Origin of the sequence: Halococcus sp. AFM35 (genome assembly GCF_051195015.1) — an archaeon.
Lineage (GTDB): Archaea > Halobacteriota > Halobacteria > Halobacteriales > Halococcaceae > Halococcus.
Genome location: NZ_JBNTJU010000016.1, coordinates 39280 through 63755, shown reverse-complemented (window position 1 = coordinate 63755; position 24476 = coordinate 39280). Strand labels below are relative to the sequence as shown.

33 protein-coding genes and 1 pseudogene are annotated in these 24476 nt (G+C 58.4%); 18 read left to right on the top strand and 16 right to left on the bottom strand.

Going from position 1 to position 24476, the window contains the following annotated elements; genetic code table 11:
- Nucleotides 1–559 (bottom strand): annotated as a pseudogene (locus ACQUQO_RS12940) (IS5/IS1182 family transposase); the annotation flags it as partial.
- A gap of 112 nt (nt 560–671) precedes the next feature.
- Here ACQUQO_RS12940 and ACQUQO_RS12935 point away from each other — a divergent pair.
- The 6 genes from ACQUQO_RS12935 (at nt 672) to ACQUQO_RS12910 (ending at nt 4443) form a co-directional block, all read left to right on the top strand.
- Nucleotides 672–857 carry a hypothetical protein gene (locus ACQUQO_RS12935; protein ID WP_435078437.1) on the top strand — a complete coding sequence of 62 codons (186 nt, stop codon included), beginning with the start codon at nt 672–674 and terminating at the stop codon, nt 855–857.
- Nucleotides 844–1272: a hypothetical protein gene (locus ACQUQO_RS12930; protein ID WP_435078436.1), complete on the top strand. Its 429-nt coding sequence runs from the start codon at nt 844–846 to the stop codon at nt 1270–1272. Before ACQUQO_RS12935 ends, ACQUQO_RS12930 begins: the two co-directional genes overlap by 14 nt.
- A 245-nt stretch (nt 1273–1517) precedes the next feature.
- Nucleotides 1518–2159 (top strand): adenylate/guanylate cyclase domain-containing protein, encoded by a 642-nt coding sequence (locus ACQUQO_RS12925; RefSeq protein WP_435078435.1) that lies wholly within the window; start codon nt 1518–1520, stop codon nt 2157–2159.
- 20 nt (nt 2160–2179) lie between these two features.
- The gene (locus ACQUQO_RS12920) at nt 2180–2680 is read left to right on the top strand and encodes a Pycsar system effector family protein (protein WP_435078434.1); all 501 of its coding nucleotides are present in this window, start codon (nt 2180–2182) and stop codon (nt 2678–2680) included.
- 144 nt (nt 2681–2824) lie between these two features.
- Complete coding sequence (locus ACQUQO_RS12915) at nt 2825–3544, top strand: hypothetical protein (protein WP_435078433.1); 720 nt, start codon at nt 2825–2827, stop codon at nt 3542–3544.
- Between the two features lie 581 nt (nt 3545–4125).
- Nucleotides 4126–4443, top strand: coding sequence for a ribbon-helix-helix protein, CopG family (locus tag ACQUQO_RS12910; RefSeq protein WP_435078432.1), 318 nt, complete (start codon nt 4126–4128; stop codon nt 4441–4443).
- Nucleotides 4444–4777: 334 nt separating this feature from the next.
- Here ACQUQO_RS12910 and ACQUQO_RS12905 read toward each other — a convergent pair whose 3' ends face one another.
- Entirely contained in the window at nt 4778–5938 is a 1161-nt protein-coding gene (locus ACQUQO_RS12905) for an IS4 family transposase (protein ID WP_435078431.1), read from the bottom strand.
- On the opposite strand from ACQUQO_RS12905, the gene ACQUQO_RS12900 reads away from it, so the two are divergent.
- The 4 genes from ACQUQO_RS12900 (at nt 5901) to ACQUQO_RS12885 (ending at nt 8328) form a co-directional block, all read left to right on the top strand.
- Nucleotides 5901–6260, top strand: coding sequence for a hypothetical protein (locus ACQUQO_RS12900; protein WP_435078439.1), 360 nt, complete (start codon nt 5901–5903; stop codon nt 6258–6260). The two genes, ACQUQO_RS12905 and ACQUQO_RS12900, sit on opposite strands and share 38 nt — an antisense overlap.
- Complete coding sequence (locus ACQUQO_RS12895) at nt 6245–6469, top strand: hypothetical protein (RefSeq protein WP_435078430.1); 225 nt, start codon at nt 6245–6247, stop codon at nt 6467–6469. The genes ACQUQO_RS12900 and ACQUQO_RS12895 overlap by 16 nt, the downstream gene beginning before the upstream one ends.
- Before the next feature lie 355 nt (nt 6470–6824).
- Entirely contained in the window at nt 6825–7694 is an 870-nt protein-coding gene (locus tag ACQUQO_RS12890; protein WP_435078429.1) for a S1 family peptidase, read from the top strand.
- A gap of 388 nt (nt 7695–8082) precedes the next feature.
- Nucleotides 8083–8328, top strand: coding sequence for a DUF7692 domain-containing protein (locus tag ACQUQO_RS12885; RefSeq protein ID WP_435078428.1), 246 nt, complete (start codon nt 8083–8085; stop codon nt 8326–8328).
- Nucleotides 8329–8334: 6 nt separating this feature from the next.
- Here the strand turns inward: ACQUQO_RS12885 and ACQUQO_RS12880 are convergent, their stop codons facing one another.
- The 10 genes from ACQUQO_RS12880 to ACQUQO_RS12835 all read right to left on the bottom strand — a co-directional run bounded on the left by ACQUQO_RS12880 (nt 8335) and on the right by ACQUQO_RS12835 (nt 13124).
- Complete coding sequence (locus ACQUQO_RS12880) at nt 8335–8586, bottom strand: type II toxin-antitoxin system HicA family toxin (protein ID WP_435078427.1); 252 nt, start codon at nt 8584–8586, stop codon at nt 8335–8337.
- Between the two features lie 9 nt (nt 8587–8595).
- Complete coding sequence (locus tag ACQUQO_RS12875; RefSeq protein ID WP_435078426.1) at nt 8596–8856, bottom strand: type II toxin-antitoxin system HicB family antitoxin; 261 nt, start codon at nt 8854–8856, stop codon at nt 8596–8598.
- Nucleotides 8857–8987: 131 nt separating this feature from the next.
- The gene (locus ACQUQO_RS12870) at nt 8988–9170 is read right to left on the bottom strand and encodes a hypothetical protein (protein WP_435078425.1); all 183 of its coding nucleotides are present in this window, start codon (nt 9168–9170) and stop codon (nt 8988–8990) included.
- On the bottom strand, nt 9160–9441 hold the full coding sequence (locus ACQUQO_RS12865; RefSeq protein ID WP_435078424.1) for a hypothetical protein: 282 nt from the start codon (nt 9439–9441) through the stop codon (nt 9160–9162). Before ACQUQO_RS12865 ends, ACQUQO_RS12870 begins: the two co-directional genes overlap by 11 nt.
- Nucleotides 9438–9914, bottom strand: coding sequence for a hypothetical protein (locus tag ACQUQO_RS12860; protein ID WP_435078423.1), 477 nt, complete (start codon nt 9912–9914; stop codon nt 9438–9440). The genes ACQUQO_RS12865 and ACQUQO_RS12860 overlap by 4 nt, the downstream gene beginning before the upstream one ends.
- Nucleotides 9915–10022: 108 nt before the next feature.
- Nucleotides 10023–10604: a DUF4326 domain-containing protein gene (locus tag ACQUQO_RS12855; protein ID WP_435078422.1), complete on the bottom strand. Its 582-nt coding sequence runs from the start codon at nt 10602–10604 to the stop codon at nt 10023–10025.
- Nucleotides 10605–10884: 280 nt separating this feature from the next.
- Nucleotides 10885–11052: a hypothetical protein gene (locus tag ACQUQO_RS12850; RefSeq protein WP_435078421.1), complete on the bottom strand. Its 168-nt coding sequence runs from the start codon at nt 11050–11052 to the stop codon at nt 10885–10887.
- Nucleotides 11049–11426 (bottom strand): hypothetical protein, encoded by a 378-nt coding sequence (locus ACQUQO_RS12845; RefSeq protein WP_435078420.1) that lies wholly within the window; start codon nt 11424–11426, stop codon nt 11049–11051. Before ACQUQO_RS12845 ends, ACQUQO_RS12850 begins: the two co-directional genes overlap by 4 nt.
- Nucleotides 11427–12159: 733 nt before the next feature.
- Nucleotides 12160–12519, bottom strand: a complete 360-nt coding sequence (locus ACQUQO_RS12840) for a hypothetical protein (protein ID WP_435078419.1) — start codon at nt 12517–12519, stop codon at nt 12160–12162.
- A gap of 173 nt (nt 12520–12692) precedes the next feature.
- Complete coding sequence (locus tag ACQUQO_RS12835; protein ID WP_435078418.1) at nt 12693–13124, bottom strand: hypothetical protein; 432 nt, start codon at nt 13122–13124, stop codon at nt 12693–12695.
- Nucleotides 13125–13282: 158 nt separating this feature from the next.
- On the opposite strand from ACQUQO_RS12835, the gene ACQUQO_RS12830 reads away from it, so the two are divergent.
- The 4 genes from ACQUQO_RS12830 to ACQUQO_RS12815 all read left to right on the top strand — a co-directional run bounded on the left by ACQUQO_RS12830 (nt 13283) and on the right by ACQUQO_RS12815 (nt 14957).
- Nucleotides 13283–13549, top strand: a complete 267-nt coding sequence (locus ACQUQO_RS12830; protein WP_435078417.1) for a DUF7389 domain-containing protein — start codon at nt 13283–13285, stop codon at nt 13547–13549.
- Nucleotides 13550–13551: 2 nt separating this feature from the next.
- Nucleotides 13552–13722: a hypothetical protein gene (locus tag ACQUQO_RS12825; RefSeq protein WP_435078416.1), complete on the top strand. Its 171-nt coding sequence runs from the start codon at nt 13552–13554 to the stop codon at nt 13720–13722.
- A gap of 266 nt (nt 13723–13988) precedes the next feature.
- Nucleotides 13989–14345 (top strand): hypothetical protein, encoded by a 357-nt coding sequence (locus ACQUQO_RS12820; protein WP_435078415.1) that lies wholly within the window; start codon nt 13989–13991, stop codon nt 14343–14345.
- A gap of 309 nt (nt 14346–14654) precedes the next feature.
- Entirely contained in the window at nt 14655–14957 is a 303-nt protein-coding gene (locus ACQUQO_RS12815; RefSeq protein ID WP_435078414.1) for a hypothetical protein, read from the top strand.
- A 647-nt stretch (nt 14958–15604) separates the two neighbouring features.
- Here ACQUQO_RS12815 and ACQUQO_RS12810 read toward each other — a convergent pair.
- From ACQUQO_RS12810 to ACQUQO_RS12800, 3 genes are all read right to left on the bottom strand, one after another.
- Nucleotides 15605–17308 (bottom strand): UvrD-helicase domain-containing protein, encoded by a 1704-nt coding sequence (locus ACQUQO_RS12810; protein WP_435078413.1) that lies wholly within the window; start codon nt 17306–17308, stop codon nt 15605–15607.
- Nucleotides 17305–20127 (bottom strand): hypothetical protein, encoded by a 2823-nt coding sequence (locus ACQUQO_RS12805; protein ID WP_435078412.1) that lies wholly within the window; start codon nt 20125–20127, stop codon nt 17305–17307. Before ACQUQO_RS12805 ends, ACQUQO_RS12810 begins: the two co-directional genes overlap by 4 nt.
- 527 nt (nt 20128–20654) lie before the next feature.
- Complete coding sequence (locus tag ACQUQO_RS12800; protein WP_435078411.1) at nt 20655–20798, bottom strand: hypothetical protein; 144 nt, start codon at nt 20796–20798, stop codon at nt 20655–20657.
- Nucleotides 20799–20895: 97 nt separating this feature from the next.
- Between ACQUQO_RS12800 and ACQUQO_RS12795 the strand changes: the two genes are divergently transcribed.
- The gene (locus tag ACQUQO_RS12795) at nt 20896–21936 is read left to right on the top strand and encodes a hypothetical protein (protein ID WP_435078410.1); all 1041 of its coding nucleotides are present in this window, start codon (nt 20896–20898) and stop codon (nt 21934–21936) included.
- A gap of 122 nt (nt 21937–22058) precedes the next feature.
- On the top strand, nt 22059–22571 hold the full coding sequence (locus ACQUQO_RS12790) for a DUF3267 domain-containing protein (RefSeq protein ID WP_435078409.1): 513 nt from the start codon (nt 22059–22061) through the stop codon (nt 22569–22571).
- A 295-nt stretch (nt 22572–22866) separates the two neighbouring features.
- Here ACQUQO_RS12790 and ACQUQO_RS12785 read toward each other — a convergent pair whose 3' ends face one another.
- Nucleotides 22867–23034: a DUF1931 domain-containing protein gene (locus ACQUQO_RS12785; RefSeq protein WP_435078408.1), complete on the bottom strand. Its 168-nt coding sequence runs from the start codon at nt 23032–23034 to the stop codon at nt 22867–22869.
- Nucleotides 23035–23170: 136 nt separating this feature from the next.
- On the opposite strand from ACQUQO_RS12785, the gene ACQUQO_RS12780 reads away from it, so the two are divergent.
- Together ACQUQO_RS12780 and ACQUQO_RS12775 are read left to right on the top strand one after the other, a co-directional pair.
- Nucleotides 23171–24028: a ParA family protein gene (locus ACQUQO_RS12780; protein WP_435078407.1), complete on the top strand. Its 858-nt coding sequence runs from the start codon at nt 23171–23173 to the stop codon at nt 24026–24028.
- On the top strand, nt 24028–24408 hold the full coding sequence (locus ACQUQO_RS12775) for a hypothetical protein (protein ID WP_435078406.1): 381 nt from the start codon (nt 24028–24030) through the stop codon (nt 24406–24408). Before ACQUQO_RS12780 ends, ACQUQO_RS12775 begins: the two co-directional genes overlap by 1 nt.
- Nucleotides 24409–24476: the final 68 nt, after the last annotated feature.

Here is a 24476-nt window from a genome sequence, read left to right as displayed (position 1 = left end):
CTTGCTCTCGGTGAACTCTGCGGCAATCGGAATCTTCGATCCGGTCGAAACGATCGTACAGCCGTAGCCGTAATAGTACTTCTTAGCGGTCGATTCGTAGCATTTCGACGCATCTGGATCGGACGGCATCGCGTACGTCCGTGGAGTCTATTCGGTAGGCCATGTCGAGCAGGCCGCGGACGGCGGCTTGCTCGACGAGGCGGTCGAACACATCGTCAACGACGTGTTCGAGGTCGGTGAGGAACCGATCGACCGCGTCTCGTGAGGGCGGTCGATCGAAGCCACATCCGAGCCAGACCAGCGTATTCTGGAGTTCTCGGGCGACTGGGCGAACCCCGTAGATGTCCTTGTAGTAGCAGTGCAAGAAGCCACGGAAGAGTTCGGGTGGCTCGTGGTCTCGTGTTCGCCCCGGCGAGCGGGGGGGGGGGGCGAACACATCGTATTCGTTGAGAAACCCAAACTCAAGATGCTCGAACAGTGCGAGTGTCTCTGTAGCCACGAGACTGAAGAACTCGTGGATAGAATCTGCCTCTCGCAGGGTTTGGGAACTCGTAGACACAGTTTCCACTCCCTGCGTCCTCGTGTGTGACGCTTTCTATGACGCCCTCGGTGTTGAGATGAGTCCCTTCTCTGGAGAAAACACTATATCAGTGCCACCGTACAGAAACTCTATGGAGGAGGCGAATTGGAACGGATTAGCGCATATGCGGATTCTTCTCTACATCCTTGCAGCTATCCTGGCCTTTGCTAATCCGATTCCAGGCGCACTCACTGTTGCTATACTGCTCTTTGTCATCGCATTGCTGATAGCTGCGTTTACTTACGGAGCTGGAGAGGCCGATAATGGATTATTATGAGAAGTTCTTCTCGAATCGCCGTCGTTTACTCTATATTTTTGAAATGGTCGCTGGTATTACAATCCTACTCCTATTCAGCTTTCCGACCGTATTCGGAGTATCTCTTGCATCCAATACTGTGCTGGCGGTTGGCGGGATATATATGGCGTTGATAGCTGCAACTAGAGACTATTTCACTGGTAAAGAAAATTCCCAACGAGATGTTTCAAAGGGAGGAAAAAACGAAGAATCCTCGGTTGAAGAGCGGGCTGCTAAGAACCGGCAACTCAGTGAGTTCATACCACAGTCCTCCTTAGATGTTGCTGCTACTGCAGATCGTGTAGAGCAACCCGACCAATCCGAATCCCCAGAGACGACAAACCCGAACGGAGAAGACCAAGAGAAACAGCCGGATTATGAATCTGAGCGCTCATGACACACCACATCCGGCTCTCTTCGCTGGTATTCTCATAGTTCCTCTCGTTTTCTGGAGCGCCTCCGTAGTGTGGAGTGCTCTATTATATTGGTGTGCCGTAATTTTTTACCGGCTCCGACCTCAGGAATAGCCAGTACAACACCCTCTCCACTATGTCTCTTGATAAAGACGAAATCCAAGACCGCGTTGATGACCGCTCCGAAGATGCAGCCGAACGTCTTGAAAACATTCCACGTGGCCGGAAAATGCCGGATCTCGAATCCATGAAGATCGGCAGTGCGAAAAGATTCCGTATCGCCGTTGTCTTCCTCGATATCGTGGGATTCTCTGATTACGCTGAGAACAACGATGTTGAGGACGTACTGTTCATGCTGAACCTGTTCATCCCGGAGGTCATGGAAATCGTCCGAGATTTTGACGGAAATTTCGAGAAAAACACCGGTGACGGTATTCTCGCGTACTTCGGTGTCGGTGACAGCAATATTGAAACAGCGAACACGGCATTGGAGTACATCGCCACGGTCAAATACGCCCTGGCAAACTGTGTAAATCCGGAGCTTGAGGACAACGATATCGAACCTATTCACATCACCGCCGGAGCATCGATCGGCACCGTGCACATCTCACGAATCGGGGTGAACGCACTGAATCGGCGGACGGCGGTCGGATACACTCCGAATGTAGCAGCGAAACTCGAGTCGATGGCCGGCTCGAACGAGTACCTCGTGAACAGCGGCATCCGGCAATATGCCGTTGAAAGCGATGATGAGTGGGATAAGTTACTTGAGCGCCGCGGCCGGATTGGAGGATATACTTGGGGCGGTGACCCAGATCACTACTATAATCTTAGCGGTGGGTGGACAAGCACCGACTGGAGTAACCTCTGATCTGATTGTGAGTCGAACTGATGGCTGATATCAATACTGATTCGTTGGCTGAACGCACACACGACCATCTGAACCTGTATATCAGGCTCGCTGACCGGAAAGCCTCAATCCTACTGACGGGGCAGTTTGCGTTTCTCGGGCTCGCTGCAACGACTGCAGCAAACATTTCAACGCCGTCGAATCCGTTGAACTCGTTCGTCACGCAGTTCGGTGTGATGACCGCGGTTGCGGGCATCGTCGCGGCAGTTCTGTGTATCGTGGCGATTTATCCACGCACACCGAGTCCGGGTGATAGCGTGATATATTGGGGTGATATCCGTCGCCGGGATGATGCTGAAACGTATACGGATGACGTGACGGATTTGGACGGTGACAAGCCGCGTGAGACGGTGCTTGAGCAGAACTATGTGTTGGCTGGTGTGGCAGAAACCAAATATGCGTATCTCCGGCGATCGCTGTGGGCGACGGTAGTGATGATCGGGATGGCCGCAGTTACTGGTGGCGTGTATCTGTGTTTTTGATAGCAACCTGTGCCTTGGCCAACGATTAAAAGCAAATTCGGACCCGATGATTTTTCTCCTCTCCCCAGTTCGTCCACCAGTTGTTGAGAGAGCGTCGTGTTGTTTCACCATAGAAGATATGTACCCACAATCGGACTATCTTGTATGGTAGACTCATCCGTTGCAGAACCTCGATTAGAGTTATATAAACAACTTGATATCAATGCGAAAGAGGAACGCCGATTGCAGGTTTTGGCTCTCTGGGACTATTATTCCGAAGTAATCTGTGAGGTTGCAACCACATACCTTGGCCTATCGAAGGATTTGAAAGATAAAAACTTGCAACAACAGTGGACTCGATCGCGCAACCGCCTAATCCAACTATCTTCCTTTTCCTCAGAAGGTGATTATGAGAAAGCTATTGGTGAGCTTCATGAGATTCGGAACGCCACATTTCATGACTACGAAAATTGGCCACCTATAGATCCGATTCAAACTATACGAGGTGAGGCTGAAGATTTCCGAGAATGGCTCATCTCTTATGGTGAAATATACGATAGGAAGGTCAACGAACTTGATGCTAGAGAAACGATGATACGTATAGCTGAACGAAATATTGAGGGAGTTCTCCATATAGAGGTTCCCTTTGAAGAACCATTCAAGTCTACGGTCACCGACAAGAGAGATGAAGCTAAGGAATTGCAAAGAGAGCTCAACTCCATCAAAGATGGGGATGAAATATCGATGAAATTGCTTAATATTCTTGTTGATTCAATGCAGTATCAAGAAGATAGTTGTCAAGCAAGGGAATATGCAAATCATGTGGGCTATGTGTTGTCTGAGGTTGCTGAACCAGAGGTATCACCCAAGCAGTTTGATCTCTAATCACACCCCTTGTTGGACTCGATGATTCCACTGAACAATAGGTAGGCTCTCTGCATTGAGCGATTCGGGAGATCAGAAGACGGGTATGCCAACCATTCTATGATACCCTGTTTGTCCGTCAGGAAATCCTCGATGACTGATCCAATCTCTACCACGCTACATACCTCCACGTTGCTCAGGTAGCTGGTCGATGTTCTCGGGACGAGTAGCCGTGGTTCTGGGTCGTTGCATCTGGTGTGCTGTGCCAGAGGGCGGGGCTTCGGATAAATCTACGTGTGCTTATTGGACTAAGCACGAGTAAACAGCAAATCCGCCAATTTCGCCGATTTCAGCCATTTCAGTCACAGTAATGCCTGAAACACCACTGATAAACTACAAAGCGCTATATACAGCTCAGCAGAAATTGAGATTGACACTTTTATCCTATGGGCAGAGAAGACAGTTGGTTCAGTACACTGCTATTGAGACGAACAAGTAATCCCACAACGTAGTTTTCGTGTCGACTGCTAGTTGTATGTCTGACATAGCCCTATAATCTCGGGGCGGTGAACGACCACATACAGCGGTGAATACGCTCATACATGCCCCGACTCACGATCACGGTGACGGATAAACAGGCTGCGCTGCTAGAGGAATTATCCGGTGACGGCGGCCAGTATGAATCGAAGTCAGCTGCGGTGCGTGATTTCATACAGACCGGTGAACGGGTGGCTGAGTTGGAACAGGAGGTTGAACGGCTGAATCGTGAACGCCGGCAGCTGCTCGAACAGCGTGAAGAGCGTGGTGAGCTTGTCCGGTACGTCGAAGACCAGCGTGAACAGGAGCAGAACGCTCGTGAGCGGCGCAAGAAACCAGCGTGGACACGAGCGTGGTGGTGGTTGACTGGAGAGCCAGAGTAACCATGGACCTGTATCCTCGCTCGGTTTCGGACCCGCGCGGAGAAATTCAGTATGGTGTCACGACTGACGGCGGGGAGGTTACGGCGTTCGTCGTCCAGTTGCGTTGTTGGGTTGACGTAGGAATTCCCGATTCGGCTATTTAAATCGCCCTGTGAGAGTCGATTGTGAGCGAGTTTGTTTATAACGATCAGCTGCCAAAACAGGGACGTCACCAGCAGTTCGATCTCCAGTATTCGGTCACATTCGCTGGATGTGACCGAACACACGCTGATTTCGAGACGAAGAAGAGTGCCGCCGCTGGCAGCGGCGGCGCTCGGTCGGGAAGAATTCGCGGTTAGCCGATCTCACCCCGCGGCTTATCCCAGAAGTTGCGGATGATCTTGATCGTGTCCACGACCGTACCGCGGATGCGGTACGTCCGATGGTAGTAATCAGCCAACACGTACGCGATCAACGCGCAAAACAGCTCAACCAGCGCTCCGTCCAGAGTTTTGCTATGGAACTCTTGGACATTAAAATACTGTTTGAGCTTGCGAAACATAATTTCAAGCAGCCACCTCACCGCGTAAATCACCGCCACGTCGAGTGAATCGTAGGATTCTGGCGGTAGTGTCGTGAGATACGTGTTGACCCGCTCGCCGCCATCCGCGTCACCGTCAGCGATTCTGACGGTGACGCGACGGAACTCCACTCCAGTCGAGGCCAACTCACCCAGTTCGTCGGTGATGTGAGTGATGTCTCTGTCTTCGGTCTTCTCGAAGTCTCTCTCGCAGAGCGTTTCTTCGGCGGTGAACTGAGCATTCGTCCTCAGCGGCGTCACGAAATCAATGTTCCACCGATTCAGGCTGCAAAATCGGTCGTAGTCGACGTATCCCATGTCGAAGACGGCGATCAGGTCGTCGAGGTCCTCGTGGACCTCGACTTGATCAAGCAGATCTTCGAAGCAGTTGGTTTCGTGCGTGTTCGGGTCAGTAACGACAGTTCCGATGGGATGTGAACTCGCGGGACTCAACCGAGCGGCGGAATGGAGTCTGAGACCGCCGTGTTCAGGTTGTAGCTCGTGGAGATCACCGTCGATCTCCACGAGCATGGAGGTCCGAAGCGGAAGGTTGGTCTTGTCGAAGCCAACGATCCAACGATCGGAGACATCCTCCAGTTGGAGGCGGACATCGCCGGAGGCGTGATAGAACTCCGGAAGTTGGAGGATAGCGTTCGCCAGATCGGCGAACGCTTTCCACGATCTTCGGTTGGTGAGCCGAGAAAAGTGACCTTGGCTGATTGATTCGAGGCCAGCACGAACGTCGGTTTGTTGATCGAGATCGTCGAGAGTCTTCGGATCATGAATTCCCAAGAACGCGCCTATCTTGGCGTGTTCTTCGAAATCGTGGCGGTCAGAATGAAGACCGATGCGATGGTCGGCAGCGATTTCCTCGCTGCCGACTTCGTCAAGCAGCTCGGTGAACCGATCGACGACGCGATCAGGTGAGGGTTCCATATCATCAGCACGAACGGTCAGCAAGCGGATGAGAGGGGCGTTTTATATACTCGAATCGGGAATTGACGTAGGCACTGAACTCGTCGCACAGTTTGATCATACGTCGGAGGAAGGCTCAGGTCACGATGTCGAGCGCGAGGGCGTCCATATGGATGTGTTCCGCGATGGTGAGAAGGTCGATGAATCGACTGTCGCGGATGCCGGCTTCGACGCCCATCCCGGCCCGGTCGTCGCGGATATCGCGGTCGAATATGCCCTCACATATATGGAGCGAGAGAACGAACGGCTCATAGAGAGGTACATGACATGGCGGAACGAGTAGAACAACCTGACTCGGACGACATCGAGGAGAAACAGCGACGCGAACGCGCTGAGTTCCGGGCGGACCTCGAAGAGAAGCTATCCGATGAAGCAATTGAGCGGTTAGAAATCATGGATGAGCTACGAGAGTCGGGCAAATTGGGAGAGATGATTGACAGCGGTGACTTCTCGGACCTACCGGACGAGCTTCGTCCCAACCATACCAAGTAGATTACTCTGCTGTTCTGAGCGGTGTGAGAGCGCTGAGAATAGTTTGGCGAGTACGGATGCCTCTTCGACCATCCGCCTGCGAAAGCCCGCACAGCGCGCTGTGCGCGCGAGCAGGACCGTGGAGGTGGGAATGGCGGCGCGGAGCGCCGCCGGGTGCGGAGGGTGGGTACGCGGTCGGGCTTTGGCCGGCCCTTCGGGCCGGGATTTTTCGGCGGTGCTGTCGCGGTCGCTGTCCCAACTGCGCGCGAGGAACGCGCGTGCTGAGTTTTTGCCGTTCATTGTCCCGCCTAGCACCAAACAATCCCGCATATATCGTCAACAGAATCATGTGGCTCTCTACCTCAAATGAGGTAGAATGACAATTGAAAGTACGATTAGAGAAGCGACTTGTCGCGTGGACAAAGGTGGTGATCAACTCGGTTCTGCATTCTGGGTGACCGATAATCAGCTAATAACCGCGGCTCACGTAGTAGAACATTATGCAGGGGACGGGGTGAGTATTCAAACAGTCAATGATGAATCCGTCTCATGTAAGGTAGTACACTATGACACTAATACTGAAGCAGACCCCGGGACAGATTTAGCGTTATTGCAATCTGAAGTCGAACCGGATGATCATGAAACGCTGTCGATTACTCAAGAAGTGCCTTCACTTGGAGCAGAAGTTGTCTGGTCCGGTTATGCTCGCCTGTTTGGAGAACCGAAGATCGATAGACAGCGATTTGGTTGGGGACGTGTTGCATCCGCTGAATATGGAGAAAGTACTGCGGAATTTTTCGAAGTGGATGGACTGTTCAACCCAAGTCACAGCGGTGGCCCGGTCGTTTCAAAAGAATCTAAAGATGTCGTCGGCGTGGTGGCTGCAAGTGCTGGTGCGTTCGATAACCTCGAAGAAGCTTGGGGAACGCGTTCCCATCTTCTGAATGAAGCATTTAGTCTATACGACCGGGCAACCGGGGATAGTGGATTTTTTAGCACCTTTGAGACGTCTGACCCCCGGCAAGGTGCTCAGATACAACACATATTCGATCAAATCGGGGTGGATTACGAGGCAGGTACAGACGATGGTAATATAACTGTGAAGTTTCGGCCCGAGGAGATCCCGGCTCGCTCTGGTGTTGTGCTAGGTCAAATGTCGGAGTTACTGTTAGATACTGCACGTAGTACATTTCAGATGGGCGTTGGGATCGCTACAGGGGGTGAATCATTAGATGATCTGGTATGAATTCTAATATTGGAGTATCAGCATGTTTTGGCACCGGTGTCGTGATTAGCATCGGTCGATTTTGATATCGGTGATTACAGGGTGGCACTCCAGCGTGATTGAGGGCGAACACCCCACGTTCCGAATGAAATCTGTTGTAGTTAGGGAGCAACCTTAGGGAGGTAGTGAACCCGATTTTGCTGCGACTCCCCCGCTTGCACGTATCGAAGACGCCAATCCTCGATTGACACACGAAATCCGCGAACTCGTGTGTACATTCGCCACCGAACCCCTCCCGTTCGTGTCCACACGCCGATAGACGTCGGACTCTCGTACGCCAGACGCATGACAACACGGCAGTCTCTCACCCAATCAGCACGACTTTGAAAGGTCGTGTGTACGAGTGGGCATGCGAATCCGAACCGATGGAAAATTCGCGTACCGGGAAGGTCTCGTCGACGACGTCGCCGACCTGCTCGGCGAGAACACGCGTGTCGGCGCTGTCGAGAACTCATGCGAATTCACGCAAGCGATGCTGCCAGCTCTCGCCGAAGCTGTCGAGCACGAAGATATGACGCCAGAGCTGGCTGAGATATTGAGCACGCGGGTCGTCGATGTCGAGTATGAGGTTTCGACTGGCGTGAGCGTGCGCTGAGCGACTCTAACAATTGTTGTCCAGCCAACGACAAAACTTGTCCCAATCATCGCCGCCGGCCCGCTTCATGATGCTTTTGAGCGTTCCTATGGGAATCGGGTCTTTCCCCATCGGAATCGTAATCGTGTATTTGTGGCCGCTGTGGTCTCGCTTCGTCATGACGACGTGGCTGCTGCCAGAGCCAGCGCCTGCATACTCCCAGTTCGCCTTGTCGAACACTTTGAGCACTTCCCGGCTCGAAAACTGACGCCGCGGCATACAGCAGGACTAGGGCATCCCGCTCGGCGACTCGATTCCGCGCTCGTCCTCGGATACCTCGATACCGAGTTCGCGACGGATTTCTTCTTGCTCGGCAGCCGACGCGGGTTCGGGGTCCTCTTCGACGAGTTCGACCGCTTCCGTTGCCATCGCGACAGCCTCGGTCGGATCATCGCCATGGCTTGCGATCCCTGTCTCAGTATGGGTGGCGACCCAGACGGTGTCCTCGCGGACGACCTCGAATTTCGTAGGTTGCAGGGACTCGCTCATCGTACGACGTGTATGTCAGGTGCACGAATAAGGTTTCGGTAGTATGCAGTGTTACACCCAAGCAGCCAATCGGCGGGCTAGTTGATCGTCAGCGCGGGGACGCCGAGATATTCCTCTCCGCTCTTGATCGGTCATGGATGGTCCACCAGCACGTACTTCTTGATAGTCACTTCGTCACCATCAGGATGCTCGGACATCTCGCGTGCGCGGCGTGAGAGCGCCTCTTTCTCGTCTTCGTAGATTGAATACCATAGCGGCTCTCCGTCAGCATCAACGACTCGGTACAGAGCATCTTCAGAACCGTCAGTCGGCATTGTCACCCTCCACATCGCCCACGCTATCGGCGTTCGGTGTCGCGACGTTCTGGCCGAGAGCAGCGGCGGTAACGTCGGCGATTCCGCAGGTTCTACACTCCCGCCAGTACCCCGGCGGGTCTTCGGCACCGGTGAGCTCTATCCAGTCGTGTTCGTCGGCAGCGCACGCCTCCTGGATGACCCGCTTCGCGACCGACCACGGATGATGGGGTACCGGGACCTCCCGCGCGTCGAGCGCGTTCACGTCGACGTCAAGGCCACCGTCGGTCATGATTCGTCCTCGGTGTCGTCCTCCTGCGAGTCGATGTCAATCGCCACCGTCCGCTTCTCAGGGTCTGCCATCTCGAACGCGAGCAGGCGGTCGCCCGCCCAGACGTTCACCTCCGGTGGGTCCTCCCAGTCGATGCTCTCAGGGTCGGTCAGCTCCGCAAGCGCCTCGTGGGGGATGACCAGCCGCAGCGTTCCCCCATCTTGGCCCTCGTGGCGAATGTTCCTCGTGAAGCGGTCGCTGCGGCCGTCGCCGGTTTCCTCGCTGCCGATAGCTGCGAGCATTCCGATGTCGTCGACCGAACCGGGGGCGAAGCGAAACGACCCACCGTCTTCGAGACCGGCCGCACGAATCGCCTTCGTAGCCGAGACGATGACCGTGTTCTCGCTCGCTTTGTCGCGCCGCAGCCGCGCTGTCTGTACCTCTCGAACGTCGGTGCTCTCGTTCGCGGACATGGATTGTGATTTCAGTGCCATGGGTCGAGTTCTCCTGTTATCCAGATTTCGAGGGTCTGGTCCCTGACTCTCGCACGCCGAATCGAACGGCGACGGGCGCACCCACCCGACCACGGTGCGAGCAACCGTCTACTCCGCACGATACAGGCCCATGAGTGCCGCGTGGACGACGTCGAGGTGGCACGGGTCGCCGTCGCCATCGGGCCAGCCTTCGCTCTCTGAGCGGCACCAACAGGCCACGCGCTTGCCGCGGAGCTTGCCGAGGTGGTAGGCGAAAAACTCGCCATCACGAACCTTCTCCAGCAGGTCCCGGCGAAATGCTTTGAGCACCCGCCAGCGTTCGACGTCGCTGTTTTCTTCCATCGGATGTGGGTTGCCTATCCAGCCCGGCGCTGGAAACGCCGTGTTATCCATGTGGCTCTTCTCGCCGCCCTCGACCTTCGGCGATGCTCGCCCGCCGTTGACGTCCCAGTCCTCGTCGCGACGAACGTGGCAGATCTCGATGCCCGGCCCGCGCTCGTCGTAGCAGTCCGCGCAGAGGTCCAGCTGGCGGTCCTCGTCGATAGGACACTGTACAGCCCGCGTTGCGTGCTGCTCGCCACAGTCGTCGCAGGAGACGTGGCCCCCATCGACGAATGCATCGCCGCTGATCTCGACGCTCTCGATTTCGTCCTTGACGGGTCGGACGACGGTGAGCTTGGAATCGCTCATTCGCTCCCTCCCTCACCTTCTCCTTCCCGTTCGACGATCCACACCGTCGAACTATTCCGCACCGTATACCGTGCCACACTAACTCCCGATTCAAAGGGCGATTCAGCCTCTAATTTCGGGAGATACGACCCGACCATCTTCGACGTGAGTTCTGAGTCGCTGTTCGCAATGTCCCCTGCTTGGAAATACCGACGGCTATTGCCATACTTGTCGGTATCTAAGAGACGGATGACTGCGCTCCGAACCCGCTGTTTGCGTGATTGTGGCTCATCGAGTTTCGTCACAGTTCCCTCCGCTGCTCACGATCGCCAGCGCGAACTATGTCGAGACACTCCCCGCACATCTGTCCCCGTCCAAGCACCGTGTTCCCGCAGATTTCGTAGCGAGCGCAAGCGTTCTCGGGTATTTCCTCTGCGTAGGTGAGGAGGTCGGACTGGCTCTCGCTCATGCTTCCTCCCCGCTCTCGACCGGCGCGAGACGGTTCTCCGGGTAGGCGTAGCGCCGGATGCGCGCGCGGTCCAGCTCGTCGTTAGCGTACAGTTCGAGCACGTCGTCGGCGCTCCAGCCAAGTCCGAGCGCGTCCTCAATGCCCTCGACGAACGCGACGTCCGCCACCGCGTCGCTCGCGGGATATTCGGGATTCGCCTCGGCGACCGTCTGCTCAATGGCCGCGACGTAGCACTCTTCGGCGGTCGTGCCCTTTGCGCCGAGAACGAGCACCTGACTGCCATCCTCGCTCTCGCGGTCGTGCGCTCGCTGGCCCGCCTTGAAGTACCGGAGGCCGACCGTTTCGTCGTCGTTTTGCATAGTGTCGTTTGCCATGGGTCGAAGTGAGAGTAGTGTTCTCCCTACACCTACGTTGTAGGTATAGTATAATAAAAGTATCGATTAGCCGTCGTCGAGCGAATATTCCGACAGGCTCGCGCGTGTTGGGTGGCGACAGGCATCGGAGAAAAGCGCTCGCGTTACCGAACGTCCGCTGGGTTGAACGCCCGACTCCATGGGACGCACGCGGCGCGGTCGGCTCGATGGCCGGGACCGTACGGCGACCACGCCGTGACACGAGTGCCGACCCACCACACGGGCCGAAGCGCGAGCGCGAGCACACCGTCGCCAGCTCCGGGGCGGGGTCGTACACCGCGAGCGCGTACTCGCCGTCCGCGTCGACTAGGGCGCGGTGCGAGGACTCCGGAGCCACCAACGCCCACGGGGCGAGAAGCCCCTCCTGTACACGGTAGCGGGCCGCCTTGACCTCGGACCGGTGTGTGACTCGACTGAACCGAACGCACTCATGTGGCATCTGCGACGTCTGAGAGCGCCCACATCGTCAGCGCATCGTACCAGCCGGGCGCGGCAACCTCGCCGGCGACATGCTCCAGCTGCCAGCGCTCGCACGCGGCCATCTCGACGGTGCGCCCCAACCCGCATTGTCGTTTTCAGCGGGCAGCGAGGGACCGCTACCCGCTGTTTCTCGTCCCGCAGTTCGGGCACCGCACGGTCCCGTTCTTGTCCACTCGCAGCGAATGGCCGCAGTTCGCACACCGAATCCGGGGCATCAGGCGCTCACCTCGACCTCGCGCACGTCTTCGAGCACGAACGCGCCGAATGTCACCTCGTAGCCGAGCGTGGCCTTGGCGATTACCTCGCCGTCTTCGAGCGCGCCGCCATCACCGGGCGGGCCACAGGATTCGCAACTGACCCAGCGAAGCGCCCACGTGTCCGACCGCTGAGGCCGCGTGGCGTAGACGCACACGGTATCCGCTTCGGCGTCGGGCGCGTCACCGGACCGCTTGCCGTCGGTGAGCCGTCGATTGCAGGTGTCGCACGCGGCGCTGCCGCCGAGGCCGCCGACCGGCGTACCGGCGAGCGCCTGCGCGTCTATTCCGCTCTCGTCCGCTGTCTTTCCGGGTGCCATGGGTCGAAACGGGAGTAGTGTTCCCCCGCACACCTACATTGTAGGTGTACCTCCATAAAGCTACCGATTCCGACAGACAGCGACACTTTGCTGTCGCAAAACTACCCGCTCGCGGCGAAAGTGAGCGAGCGAATCTGCCGAGCGAAAGCGCGCGAAAAAGAGCGGCCGGCTGTTCAGTCCTCGAAGCCGTCCATCATCGCGTTCAGGCTCTCGATTTTGCCGAGCAGGTCCTCGCGTTCGCGCTCCAACTGCTGGCGAACCTCTTCCAGCGTATCGCCGTACTCGCCGATTTTCTGGCCGGGCGCGGGACAGTCGGTCTCGGTGATGGTCATGGCGACCCGGCGGCGGTGTTTGCAGTTTTCTGCGTGGTTGTACTCCGTGTCCGGGCAGTCACAGCCGCGCTCGTGGTCGAGAATGACCGTGTAGCGCTTGCCCGACTGGCTGTGAACGTCGTACATGCCGATGCACTCGCCGTCCGCGTCGGTCTGCGGGACGACGACCATGCTTTCGCGGCGAGCGCGAACAGCGCGGCGCTCGTCGCTATCGAGCGCGTCCATGTCGATTTCTTCCGATTCGTCGCTTCCGTCGAGGGTCGCTGATTCCATTGCCATGGGTCGAAACGGGAGTGGTGTTCCCCCGTACACCTACATTGTAGGTGTAGGATAATAAAGCTACCGATTCCCCCGCGCAGTCTGCCGAATCGGTGGGATTAAGTGGATACACCTACAACATAGGTGTACAGGGAGATGCCCTGTTTCGACCCATGGCAAACGAGAACCACACCGACGACGTACGGACGGAACTGCGCGAAAACGACGACGGATTCTGCACCCTTCAGGTGCGGACCAAGCGCGGCGACGGCACCCGTGACGAGGACCGCGTCACCGCCACGCTCGGGCGTAACAGCCTCGAAGCGGTCGAGGAGAAGCGCCCGGCGATGCTGGAGATGGTCCGGGAGACCGTCGAGGAGACCCGAGAGATGCAGCCCGGCGAAGACGAGAGCCCCGAAGACGGCCCGGAGGACGCCTAGCGATGCACTGCGGCGACTGTGGTGGGTCCATTGAGGTCGTGGACGTCTCCGCCGGCCCGGAAACGGCCTTCGAACGCTACGAGTGCGCTGACTGCGGTGGCACAGGTACCTACGTGAACGAGCATGGCGTTCCGGGCGGCGAAGTGCGGACCTCGGGCATCGTCGAGCGCTGAGGCCACAACGCGCGCGGACTGCGAGAAACCATACCGACCGCGCTTCCGAACGTTTTTCTGAACGACTGTGAGTAGATACGTCCGTAGGGCTTTGCCCTACGAGAGGCCCGCTTTCTCTTCCCTGCCATGGGTCGAGACGGGGCCTCTTTCACTACTCCCAACCGCCGAGAGACGTCCAAACCGCCAGAATGCGCTGGGAACCAGTGGTTTTATTATCCTATGCCTACAATGTAGGTGTACGGGGGGCACCACTCCCGTTTCGACCCATGGCACCTGAAACGACTGCGGATGACGGCGGAGCACTGACCGATGGAACGTGCGACGACTGCGGCCTGTCGCTCGCCGAAGCTCACGAACAGCCGGCCGGATACACGGCACTCACGACCGACGGCCGGCATCTCTGTGGAGCCTGCGACACCATCCGTCGCGGACACCAGCGCCGCGACCGGAAAACGGCCGACGAACTCGCGGCTGACGACGAGCAGGAGAGCGGCGGCAAAGAGCGTGGGACCGTCGACGTCCACGGCTGCTCAACGTGCAGCGACTACGCCTACGGCGATGACGACCAGTGCGCCGAGTGCCAGCAGCGCGGGCGTTCCCCGGTGAACGAAACCGCACTATGAGCAGCGATAGCTCACGGACTCGGGTTGCGGGCGACGACGGCGAAATCCTCGACGAGAGCGGCCGCGAGCGATTCGAGTTCACACACTAGACTGGCTATAGCGATTCTCGGAGCAATCCATAGTTTTGCGCGAGTCCTCCCCAGCAGTTGGGAGATACAGCATGCGAGATACAGGGCGCGTATCTTGCACATCCCATGCTCATACTTATCTCGCCAATACCCTGCCCCTAGGGCCGTGAGAGCGCGCGACGGCCCGACCGTCGAAGGAACCGACACAGAGCTTTTGAGGACGTGCTGAAAACAAACCGATATGCACCCCACCCGTCAACAGGGTATTGGAACAGCCATTATTGCGCTGGTACTCGCTCTCGCTCAACTCCCAATTCTCGTGCCAGTGATCATTGAGCCAGCGGTATCAGTATTTGACCGGACTTACAGTATTTTGATGCTTCTTGGGGCTTCTTCGTTGTTTTACCTCGGAGTTCTCCGACTGCGTAACCCGGAGTGGTTCGATGATGGTCCCACCGAACATGAATTTCGACCAGTACCTATGGCCGTTATCGCAGGTGGACTGTTCGGTATTGGCGCTCTGACGTATCTGATCATCTCGTAGTTAAGTGGCCGTGCCTCCGCTAACCCTGTTAGCAGCCACTTGGTTGCTGACAGTGGCACCTCGGTAGGTAGAGGACAAGAGATAGCGACAGAGGCCAAGTGCGAGATACAGCCTCTGAGTCGCTCACGCTGATTTCGGCGATACAGGAACCTCTCACGTTAGAAGTCCGAACATTTCCGCGAATTACTATAGCGCGGTAGCTCCGGCGACTCTGCCTATTGGAACGCGCACGCACAACGCCTACGGCTACCGTTCCGTTGTGATGAGGTAAGGAGGGGACGGGGCCAGCCGCAGAGAGCGCCGGGTCGCCGGAGAGAGGTAATGGTTGTAGTACCCCGTAGAACCCTAGTAGTACCCCCTGGGATACTACAGGTACAGCGCTTGTAATCCTGTTTTTCGCCACTCTCAGTTGTAGTAACACCCTTCCCCCTACCCCCTCCCCGGTGTAGAGAGCCAGATGAATGGTTTGTGTTAACATGGTCGGTCTGGCTCACCCCCCGAGGGGGTCGCGCGCACGCGTTCCTAACTATTTTGCCGATTTTGGCTCTCTTAAGGTCTCGTAAGTCTATATTCAGTAGTACCCCCCGGGGGTGTTATCGGGGTGCTACCGGGTACTGCGGCTACTGCCAATCCTAGAACAAGTTTCGCTATAATCGGGCGAGCGGGGGGAACTCTTTGTCCCCACCGAAGTAATCGTGGACGACCTCGACCCGCTCGGAGGCCCGTGTCATGGCGACGTAGAACAGTCGGCGCTCCTCGGCCTCGTCGCCGTTCTCGAAGCGCTCCATCTGCTTGTGGGTATACGCCGGGAAGACGAAGACATGCGGCGACTCCAGCCCTTTCGCCGCGTGAATCGTCCCGACGCGAACCTGTCCGGGGCGGTGGGTCGCGCCACTACGGAGCGCTCCCTTGATGAGTTCGCGCTGCCAGCTGTCGACCGACAGCTCCGGCACGAGGTCTCGTGCCTGCTCAACGTCGGGGAACCACTCGCGGTACTCTTCCTGTGTAATGACGGCCCCTCGGATGCGCTGGGTCGCCGAGAGTCCCCCGTCCGCCGCTCGCTTCTGTGCTGCCTCCCGAACCGGCGAGCGCGATGTGTTCTTCAACAGCGCCCGCGCTACTGGTAGAGGGAGATGGCGGCCATCACCGACCGCCTGCATCCCCGATAGAATCATGGGAAGTGGCTGTCGCCACCGCCGAAGCGGACCGTTCGGTTTGAGATCGAGATACGGCACACCTCCCTCGCGGAGGCCGTACGCGATCTTCCCGGCTTGTCGGTTGGTGCGGGCGAGCAGGTAGAGTTCGTCGCTGTCTGAATCGGGAAGGTTCCGAAGCCCCTCCTCGACGAGCGCACTGAGTTCGTGCGGCCCGTCGGCGTCGACATGTCGGACGCGGCCGCCGTCGCGCCACGCCGTGACGCGGCTGATGTCGTGTTCGGGTATCGGTTCGGCGATGGGGACCGCCGCGTCGATGACTGCCTCGGGACAGCGCTTACTCTCCTCGTGGTGAACCACTTCGTCAACACTCGTTCGCTGGAAATACGTCGGCTCCGCGCCACGGAATCCGTACACCGCTTGATTGCTGTCGCCGGCGATGTAGATGCGGTCGATATGGCCACTGTCACGCCACTGCTCGTAGAGCGCAGTCTGGAGCGGCGAAAGGTCCTGGAACTCGTCGATGATGAGCACGCTTACCGGCGGAATACAGTTTCGCTCGAGCGCAAGCTCGACGTAGTCATCGTGCTGCATGAGGTCGTTGCGCTGCTTGTACGAATCCCAGCTTTCGAGCACCTCCATCGTCGTCTCTGGGTCGAGTTCGAGGTCGAACGGCGCGCGATGGTGCTTCGAGAGCGGCCAATTCTTGCTTTTCAGGTAGTCATAGACGGCGATAGCCTTGTTTCCAGTCGCGATGCCGCTCGCATCGCCTTCGTTCAACTGCGCGATGGGGTCGTTCTCGCTCTCGTCGTACCGAATCGTGGGAAAGTTGGTCTCGAAAAACCAACTGAAGTATTCGAGGCCGTTGTCGCGGTCCTCGGTGATGACGAGCTGCCCTGTGTCGTTGGGGTCATCCTCACTCCGCATTTCCATCGCACCGTCGATGAGACAGGAGATGAGTGCCGCACCGTGAACCGTTTTCACGCGACCCATCACGTCCTCTTCGTCCTCGTCGGGATAGATGTCGATGATTCGGGTGGCTGCCTCTTGGCGTGCGCTCCGTGAGAAGGTGAGGAACATCAAGTCCGAGTAGTCGGTACCGTGAGTTTCGGCTTCTCGCTCGACGAACTCCAGTAGCTTCGTCGTTTTCCCGCTGCCCGGTGACCCGACCAACTTAGTAACGTCTGCGCTCGTCATCTCAGCCCCTCCGGCGCGTCTTCGTCGTCTTCGTCTTTCACTCGATGGCTCTTCTCATGGGTGTGTCCTGTTGCACTCGCTGCGACCGGCCAAACGCTGTTCTGCCGCCCGGCGATTTGCTTCCGTTCTGTCTCAGCCACCATGATGCCGCGCTCCTGAAGGATGCGCGAGAAATTCATGTCACCGTAATCGGAGTCTTTGAGCCAATTCATGACCCATCGGCCCGGAACCAGAACCGCGTCCTCTCCGTCCTCGTACTGCTCGAAGTAGTAGCCGTTCCGGGAGTCCCAACTGAAACCCTCCTCGTCGGCCCAGACGGTCATCATCTCGACCTTATCAACGAACGTCTCGACGGCAGCCTGCTCGCGCGGATCTTCTTCGCGCTCGCGGCGCTCTTGGATGTCGAGCCAGTAGCTTTTCAGATTCGCCCACTCCTCGGCGTCGAGGTCGATTTCTTCGAGGAAGTGCGCGAGGTGCGCCATCTGAAACCCACCGGGATCGGCGTTGTGCATCTGTCCCTCGTCGAACGTCAGCTTCTGTTCTTCACTCTCGTGCCCGCCGGCGGGTGGAAGCATCGTTACGACCCACTCCGCTTCGCCGGACCCGGGGTAAGCGACGACGCTGACCGTCCGGTCTCGGAGACCCTGCTCGCGTGGTGAGCGCATACACTCCGTGAACCAGTCTTCGTCGGCGTCGATGCTGGCCTGCGTGAGTGCGCTTTTCACCGACTCTTTCAGCGCCTTCACGTCCGCACCGGGAACGGACCCCTTCACGCGGCCAGCTACCCGTCCGCGTTTCGTCCCGCTGGTCCAGAAACCCCGGTCTAGGTTTTCCTCGTATGTCCGCTTCCCATCGGTTTCGACGGTGAGCTTCACCTTCTTCCCGGTTACGGGCATGATGTGTAGCTTCGCGTCTGGCGCGTCCTCCTCGTCTTCGAGCAGCTCGTAGATGGGATGGGTCGGGCCTTCGTCCGCGCGTTCGCGGCCGTGCTCCAGCCCCGCCTCCTCGATGGCGTCGAGAGCGTTGTTGTACGACTTTGGGCCGGGGAAACCGGGATACGTGCTCTCGTCGTCGCTGGTCTTCTCGATGAAGCCATCCTCAGGGAAGTCACCGAGTGCGACGGCGGCCTTCCGAACCGCCCAAAACGGCATCTGGTCGTACTCGCCGCCGCCCTTTCGCTGCGACCCGGCCTCGGGCACCCAGATAGGGATGTTGTAGCCAGCCTCGCGCAGCGCTTCGACCGCCTCGCCCCACTGCTGGCCGCCGAGATCGTCATCGGCGTCATGGATGATGCCCTCGCCGAGTGCCATTGCCTTCGCGGCGTAGCCCCCGCCGCTCGCACCGGCATCACCGAAACGGTTTGCGTCGTGGTCGACGTAGCAGGAAGCCCCGCTGTCGCTGTCGCGCCACGAGGGGTCGAACTCCGTTTTCCCGCTCGCATCGGTACCGGTGTCCCAGCCGTCGCTCGCGAACTTCCGAACGACATCGGCTGTGTCGATAGCGTCGAGCGCGTCGTAGACGTCTTGCATGAACGGCGTAACCGGATGGCCTTCGAGACCGTCGCCGAGTTCCTCCATGCGCTCCTCGCGGCGCTCTCGGGCCGCCTGACGGCGCTGTGCTTCGCGCTCTTCGCGTTCGCGCTCGGCTGCGACCCACGCATCGAGCGCCGCTTTCCAGCCGCCATGCTCGTCGTATTCGTCAGGCCAGAGCGTCGCCACGAGGTCGTCGACACGCTCGGTGTGTTCGACGGCAGTGAACGCTTCGCACCACTCCCGAACGTCGTCGAGGAGTTCGTCGCTGGCGTCCTCGACTGCGACCGGCTCGCGGTAGCGAATGTCCTCGACGTCGAGGGGGGTCACGACGGCGTCGTGGTCACCGTGGATGGTGAGCGGAATCTTGTACTGCCGATTCAGGTTGTTCGCCCAATCGGGCTTGATAACCTCGCTGGCACCCTCCACACGCTCGTTGACGCGCGCCTCGGCGTCCTGAAGATACTCGTTTGTCCGCTCGATAAACGCGCTCAGAACGCGCCCTCGGGCGTCCTCGTCGTCCTCGTAGTAGCGGGTGATTGGCAAGGTCGCCTCGGGAGCACCGAAGACGTACGCTCCGCCCACGCTGTCGAGCGCGTAGACGGCGTCCCGCCCGCCGTAAAGGTCCGCGAAGGCGTCGATGTACGACTCCAGCGCCGCCTCGGTAGTCGCGTAGGTGTCCGTATCAAGGTCCGGGCGCTGAGGCTTGAGGTCGTCTGCGAGGTCGATGTCGCCCCACGCGCTGATAGCGGCGCTGTCCTCGATGGCCGGCGTGGGCTTCTGATTCAGGTACTCATATGCACCTTCGTCCTCGTCGAACCGCGCCGGCTCCCAGCGCTCGAACGCCTCCGGGCGCTTGTAGGAGGTGAGCGCGTAGAGCGTGCGTTCGAGCGACCCATCGACGACGTCGCCGTAGTCGGTGGTGAAGTTCCGCGCCCGGCGCTTCTTCGGGAACTGACCGATCTCGTCCTCGGCGGGGTCGGTGTTGTCGCGGGTGATATACCACCCCTTCTTGTCAGTGACTGCGAGCGTCGGGTTTGCATCAAGGTCGCCGAGCGGCGCGACGCTGCTCTTGATGCGTCGGTGGTGCTCGCGGACATCCGTCTGCGAAAGCGCGCTCGCGGTCTCTATGTGTTCGGGTTCGTCATCGGATTCGGTCTCTGCGCAGTGAGCAACGGCCTGCTCCCTCGTGTTCTTCATCGTCCCGCACTCGGAGCATTCGTAGCCCAGTACCTCGCCGTCGGCTTCGACAGGCACAGGATCGTCGCCGGAGTCGCTATCGGCGCTCATTCGTTCTCCCGTCCGATTTGTGATTCATCGCCCTGACTGTCCGAACCGGTCGCACTGGCGAGTCTTCCGTCGCTGAGCGCACGCTTCTCGGCGCTGTCAGGGTCATCTAGCTTGTTGCTCTGACCGCTCGTCGTATTCGTCGGCTCGATACTTGGCTCGACCTCCAGCAGAGTATAGACGTCTCTCCAGGACTCGTGGTGGTCAAGCGCTCGCAGGTCGCTTCGCTGTCGGTGATTAGCTTGCCGTTGATGAGACACGTGTCGGTTCAGGACCCAGTTTAGCAGTCGTGGGTCGAGGACCGACGGACAGCGACAGGCGAGGCGTGTCAGCGATTGCCGAAAACCGTTGGTCAGCGCGGAGGGTGACAAGACCTATGTAAGATGCGGCATAAACGCTAATCACAGGTACCCACCCCCGCGCCCGCCTGTGCGCGTCCGTCTACCGAGGTCACGCTCGGTAGCGCTGGTTCGCGTGCGACCTGAGACATCGCACGCGGACTCAACCCTGCCTTTGGAGCCATAGACCGCTTAGCTCCTCGTATCCTCTGGCTTGTCCCGCTCCTCGAAGACCTCTCGTAGGAGGTCGTCATAGGGCTGGTACTCGTGTTCCTTGTGGGATTTCACGAGGTCCCTCACCTCCTTCGAGCAGGGGATACTGGTTTCCGTTGGCATTACACTTCCCGCTTGAGGTCGCTACCTATTAGTAATTGTGGTCAATAGTACCTGGAAGGGAGCGACTTCACCAGCGATTTTCGCTGGTCAGAATGCCATGACAGACAACAATTCCGACGCAGAGGATGAACCGTTCGACCGCAAATACCCTGACCGCCTGCTTGAACAGGGCCGCGAGCGCGGACTTTCGCGGGCCGACCGGGAGTACCTCGCCTCGGGCGGCGAGACAATAGCAAAGAGTGAGAACGCGCACGTCAACATCCGTCATCGGATTCGGAGTCGCGTGCGCGAGAGCATCGTCGATTTCTGGCTGCTGACGGAGTACCTGAGCGAGCGGGACCGCGATCTCATCTTCCGCGAGAGCAACGACGACTGGGATAACTGGGAACTACAAATCGGTCTCAAGAGCGCGATTCAGTTCTTCTATACCGCGCTTGACGAGTCTAGCCTCGTGGATTTCGAGACGGTGCTTGCATCGGGCGTCCACGACGCGGAACACGAGAAAAACGATGGTTCGTTGCTCGTTGATGTCGATTTCGACGTCGAGGTTGAAGAGAAACTCCGCGCCGAGGAGACGTACGAAAAGTTCCAACGCGGGGTGCCGCTCAGTCCAATGGAAATCGGCACGTTGCTCGTCACCGGCACGATTCGTGACTCTGAAGAGGTTCAGCGGCTCTCGCGCCATGCCCGCTCAAATAGTTTCATCGAACACGCCCTCTCCCCGTTGCTCGCAGAACAGCTTTCCTCGATTAGTGATAGAGATGAGAGAATCGAGAGATTCCAGTATCACTGGTCGCATCTGTCGGATGAGCATGCGTCGATGGAGACCGACGTTGACGTGCCTCGGCTCTCGGACTTCCACTACCTCGAAGAGGAACTTGCGTTCCAACAGAACGAGAGTGAGAATGTATCGCTGGAAGACATGGCCGATGAGGCGGCCGCAGAAGGGGCTGCGGAGAGCGGGGCAACTGAGACCGATGAAGACCACTCCGCGGACTACGAGGCGACCCTTCGGAAGCTGAGCACTGACCTTGATGAGCCAATCACCGTCGGCGATGAGGTGGTCTATGAGAATGGTGATCGGCACGTGGTGGAGCGGGATGACGACGATAATCCTCCGGCTGATGCTGATCGATGACCGCCTCCAGTGGAGCGTCGGACTGGCCGCCCGCCCCACCGGACGGATTCAGGTACCGTGATTCGCCCTCTGCTCCTCCTCTCACCGCTCGTCTTCTAATCGCCCTCTGGGTCCCGCTCTCGGTGCTCGCCGTTTCAGCCCTCATTTTCGCTGTCCATGGTGCCGCTGACGCTCTCGAACTGTTCATCACCTTCGTCCCACACAACCCCGCTGCATTCGCTCTCTACACCGGCTGGATTCTCTCGCTGGTCATCCTTCTCGTCGTCATCCATGAATCGCTACATATACTCGCCGCTGCCCTGCTCGGGTACGATGTTGCCCTACAGGTTCACATCAACACGCGGCTCGACTGGATGGTCTCGGTCGTCACGTTCGGAGACTTTCAGACACGGCTGGAGACTGCTGTAATCGCGCTCGCGCCGCTAGCGCTGTTCACGCCATTCGGAATCGTGGCACTCGCCGTCGGCGGTGAAGGTCTCGTCATCGCTGCCGGTGTGCTGCTCGCCGTGAATGCAGCTGGTGCAGTGCTCGACGTTCGGACAGTACTGTTGATGCTTTCGCTTCCGTCGGGGACGCTCGTGCGCCACGATGATACAGGCCGCGAGCAGTACTACGCACCAGAGAAGAACAGCTGACCGCCTACAGGCCCGTGCCTGCATAGTCGCACGGTCTTCCGGTCGTTGTCCTCAGCTCGCCTCTCGCATCCACCACTCGCTCGCTCCACTTCTCGATTTCACCATGAGGTCTTTGCCAAGGTCCCGTCGGCTCTCGCTTGCTGCACTCGGCCGTCATCCACCTGGCTCCTGCTGGCTATTGCTGGCTGGCAGTCCAGTTGGCTACCGCTCGTTGGCAGTCCGGCCGGCAGTCACGCTGATCTTCGCTCGCGCGTGGTGGTCTGTCGTAGAAGTCGGGTAGAGGCTGTGGCGCTGCCTACAGGTCGCGCGCCTGCACCGTCTTCCGGTCGTTGCTCTCGGCTCGCCGTGCGGCATCCTCGAGCAGCTCGCTCACGTCCTCGTTGAGCGCGTCGTAGAAATCGCCGGACACGTTCATGTCGCCCAGTTCGTCCTTCACAGCCGATTTGACGATGAAATCCGTCACAGACGCCTTCCCGTGCCCGTTTCCTTCAAGCTATCCATTCTCGACGCTCTCGCTGGCTCTCTCGGCAGGTCACAGTCGAAACCCGGTGTGTCGTATGCCATAGAACTAAGTGGTTTGCCCATGAAAACTGGCTCGTATGGCACAACTGGAAAAACGAGAAGAACCGGAAGAACTGGACGACGTGAAACAGCCGGTCACAATCGCCGTTTCCAATCAGAAAGGTGGCGTCGGGAAGACCACCGTCGCCGTAAACGTGGCTGGAGCACTGAGCCAGCGTGGCCGTGACGTCCTACTGGTCGATCTCGACCCGCAGGGCAACGCCACAGAGGGCCTCGGATTCGCTGACGCCTACGATGCGGAGCCGCCCAGCATCTTCGACGTACTGACGGACTCGGAGCAGCGCGGAGAGATCAAGCGCCTCGTCGAGGAGCACGCAGAGATGGACGTCGTTCCCAGCAACGTCGACCATCATCACACGGAACGTGAGATGACCCACGTCCGCCGGCCCACGGAACAGCTGGCGCTCGCGCTTCGCGGCATCGGCCAGCACTATGACTACGTGCTGATTGACTGCCCACCGTCGCTTGGCCATCTGACGGACAACGCGCTCTACGCTGCCCAGAACCTCTTGATACCCGCTCTCGCAGAGAGCACCAGTAAGCGCGCTGTGGAACTGCTGTTCGACCACGTAACCTCGATTGAACGTGACTTCGGTATCTCGATTCAGGAACGGGCTGTGGTCGCCAACAGAGTCGAGCAGACCAATGAAGCATCGGAAATGATGGACTGGTTCGCCCGCGCGTTCGATGACACGCCTCGCTTCGAGGTGCGGAAACGGGTCGCTCTCCAGCGCGCTCACAGCGCCGGCAGTTCGCTTTTCGAGCATGACCCGGAGGTCGATATGTGCGACGTCTTCCTGGACATCGCCAGCGCTCTCGATGAGCAGTTTGGACTGCCCCCGGCAGAAACGGAACCCGCTCGGGAGGCCCGCTGATGACTGACCGCGCAGACAGACTCAGTAGTCGTCGGAAGGGCCGGTCCTCGGACCAGCCAGCAGAAACAGAAAAAGAAGAAAAACCGGAACAACCAGCAGAACCAGAAGAGCCAGCAGAACCAGAACAACAGGAACAACAGAAGGAGTCTCAGAGCATCAAGGACCAGTATCAGGGTACGTACATCTACCTGCCTGAGGACCTCCGTCAGGAGTTCGACCTCGTCGCTGATGAGATGGATACAGCCCGCCGCCGTCGCACCGGGAAACACGTCGAGAAGATACGCCATTTCGAGCCGCTGGTCGTTGCCCTTGGCATAGAGGCTATCGAGAATATGGATGACGATGAGTTAGAAGAGCGCCTCGCTGAGTTCGATCCGTGACCCCTGTTCTACCACCTTCCTGATACGCCTCGACTGGCGGGTTCGTTCCTTTCTCGTTCTGCTCGCAC

Excerpts from the sequence above, each read along its gene's own strand:
- ACQUQO_RS12935 (WP_435078437.1), top strand. The coding sequence starts at position 672 with ATGGAGGAGGCGAATTGGAACGGATTAGCGCATATGCGGATTCTTCTC.
- ACQUQO_RS12930 (WP_435078436.1), top strand. The coding sequence starts at position 844 with ATGGATTATTATGAGAAGTTCTTCTCGAATCGCCGTCGTTTACTCTAT.
- ACQUQO_RS12925 (WP_435078435.1), top strand. The coding sequence starts at position 1,518 with ATGCCGGATCTCGAATCCATGAAGATCGGCAGTGCGAAAAGATTCCGT.
- ACQUQO_RS12920 (WP_435078434.1), top strand. The coding sequence starts at position 2,180 with ATGGCTGATATCAATACTGATTCGTTGGCTGAACGCACACACGACCAT.
- ACQUQO_RS12915 (WP_435078433.1), top strand. The coding sequence starts at position 2,825 with ATGGTAGACTCATCCGTTGCAGAACCTCGATTAGAGTTATATAAACAA.
- ACQUQO_RS12910 (WP_435078432.1), top strand. The coding sequence starts at position 4,126 with ATGCCCCGACTCACGATCACGGTGACGGATAAACAGGCTGCGCTGCTA.
- ACQUQO_RS12905 (WP_435078431.1), bottom strand. The coding sequence starts at position 5,938 with ATGGAACCCTCACCTGATCGCGTCGTCGATCGGTTCACCGAGCTGCTT.
- ACQUQO_RS12895 (WP_435078430.1), top strand. The coding sequence starts at position 6,245 with ATGGCGGAACGAGTAGAACAACCTGACTCGGACGACATCGAGGAGAAA.
- ACQUQO_RS12890 (WP_435078429.1), top strand. The coding sequence starts at position 6,825 with ATGACAATTGAAAGTACGATTAGAGAAGCGACTTGTCGCGTGGACAAA.
- ACQUQO_RS12885 (WP_435078428.1), top strand. The coding sequence starts at position 8,083 with ATGCGAATCCGAACCGATGGAAAATTCGCGTACCGGGAAGGTCTCGTC.
- ACQUQO_RS12880 (WP_435078427.1), bottom strand. The coding sequence starts at position 8,586 with ATGCCGCGGCGTCAGTTTTCGAGCCGGGAAGTGCTCAAAGTGTTCGAC.
- ACQUQO_RS12875 (WP_435078426.1), bottom strand. The coding sequence starts at position 8,856 with ATGAGCGAGTCCCTGCAACCTACGAAATTCGAGGTCGTCCGCGAGGAC.
- ACQUQO_RS12870 (WP_435078425.1), bottom strand. The coding sequence starts at position 9,170 with ATGCCGACTGACGGTTCTGAAGATGCTCTGTACCGAGTCGTTGATGCT.
- ACQUQO_RS12865 (WP_435078424.1), bottom strand. The coding sequence starts at position 9,441 with ATGACCGACGGTGGCCTTGACGTCGACGTGAACGCGCTCGACGCGCGG.
- ACQUQO_RS12860 (WP_435078423.1), bottom strand. The coding sequence starts at position 9,914 with ATGGCACTGAAATCACAATCCATGTCCGCGAACGAGAGCACCGACGTT.
- ACQUQO_RS12855 (WP_435078422.1), bottom strand. The coding sequence starts at position 10,604 with ATGAGCGATTCCAAGCTCACCGTCGTCCGACCCGTCAAGGACGAAATC.
- ACQUQO_RS12850 (WP_435078421.1), bottom strand. The coding sequence starts at position 11,052 with ATGAGCGAGAGCCAGTCCGACCTCCTCACCTACGCAGAGGAAATACCC.
- ACQUQO_RS12845 (WP_435078420.1), bottom strand. The coding sequence starts at position 11,426 with ATGGCAAACGACACTATGCAAAACGACGACGAAACGGTCGGCCTCCGG.
- ACQUQO_RS12840 (WP_435078419.1), bottom strand. The coding sequence starts at position 12,519 with ATGGCACCCGGAAAGACAGCGGACGAGAGCGGAATAGACGCGCAGGCG.
- ACQUQO_RS12835 (WP_435078418.1), bottom strand. The coding sequence starts at position 13,124 with ATGGAATCAGCGACCCTCGACGGAAGCGACGAATCGGAAGAAATCGAC.
- ACQUQO_RS12830 (WP_435078417.1), top strand. The coding sequence starts at position 13,283 with ATGGCAAACGAGAACCACACCGACGACGTACGGACGGAACTGCGCGAA.
- ACQUQO_RS12825 (WP_435078416.1), top strand. The coding sequence starts at position 13,552 with ATGCACTGCGGCGACTGTGGTGGGTCCATTGAGGTCGTGGACGTCTCC.
- ACQUQO_RS12820 (WP_435078415.1), top strand. The coding sequence starts at position 13,989 with ATGGCACCTGAAACGACTGCGGATGACGGCGGAGCACTGACCGATGGA.
- ACQUQO_RS12815 (WP_435078414.1), top strand. The coding sequence starts at position 14,655 with ATGCACCCCACCCGTCAACAGGGTATTGGAACAGCCATTATTGCGCTG.
- ACQUQO_RS12810 (WP_435078413.1), bottom strand. The coding sequence starts at position 17,308 with ATGACGAGCGCAGACGTTACTAAGTTGGTCGGGTCACCGGGCAGCGGG.
- ACQUQO_RS12805 (WP_435078412.1), bottom strand. The coding sequence starts at position 20,127 with ATGAGCGCCGATAGCGACTCCGGCGACGATCCTGTGCCTGTCGAAGCC.
- ACQUQO_RS12800 (WP_435078411.1), bottom strand. The coding sequence starts at position 20,798 with ATGCCAACGGAAACCAGTATCCCCTGCTCGAAGGAGGTGAGGGACCTC.
- ACQUQO_RS12795 (WP_435078410.1), top strand. The coding sequence starts at position 20,896 with ATGACAGACAACAATTCCGACGCAGAGGATGAACCGTTCGACCGCAAA.
- ACQUQO_RS12780 (WP_435078407.1), top strand. The coding sequence starts at position 23,171 with ATGGCACAACTGGAAAAACGAGAAGAACCGGAAGAACTGGACGACGTG.
- ACQUQO_RS12775 (WP_435078406.1), top strand. The coding sequence starts at position 24,028 with ATGACTGACCGCGCAGACAGACTCAGTAGTCGTCGGAAGGGCCGGTCC.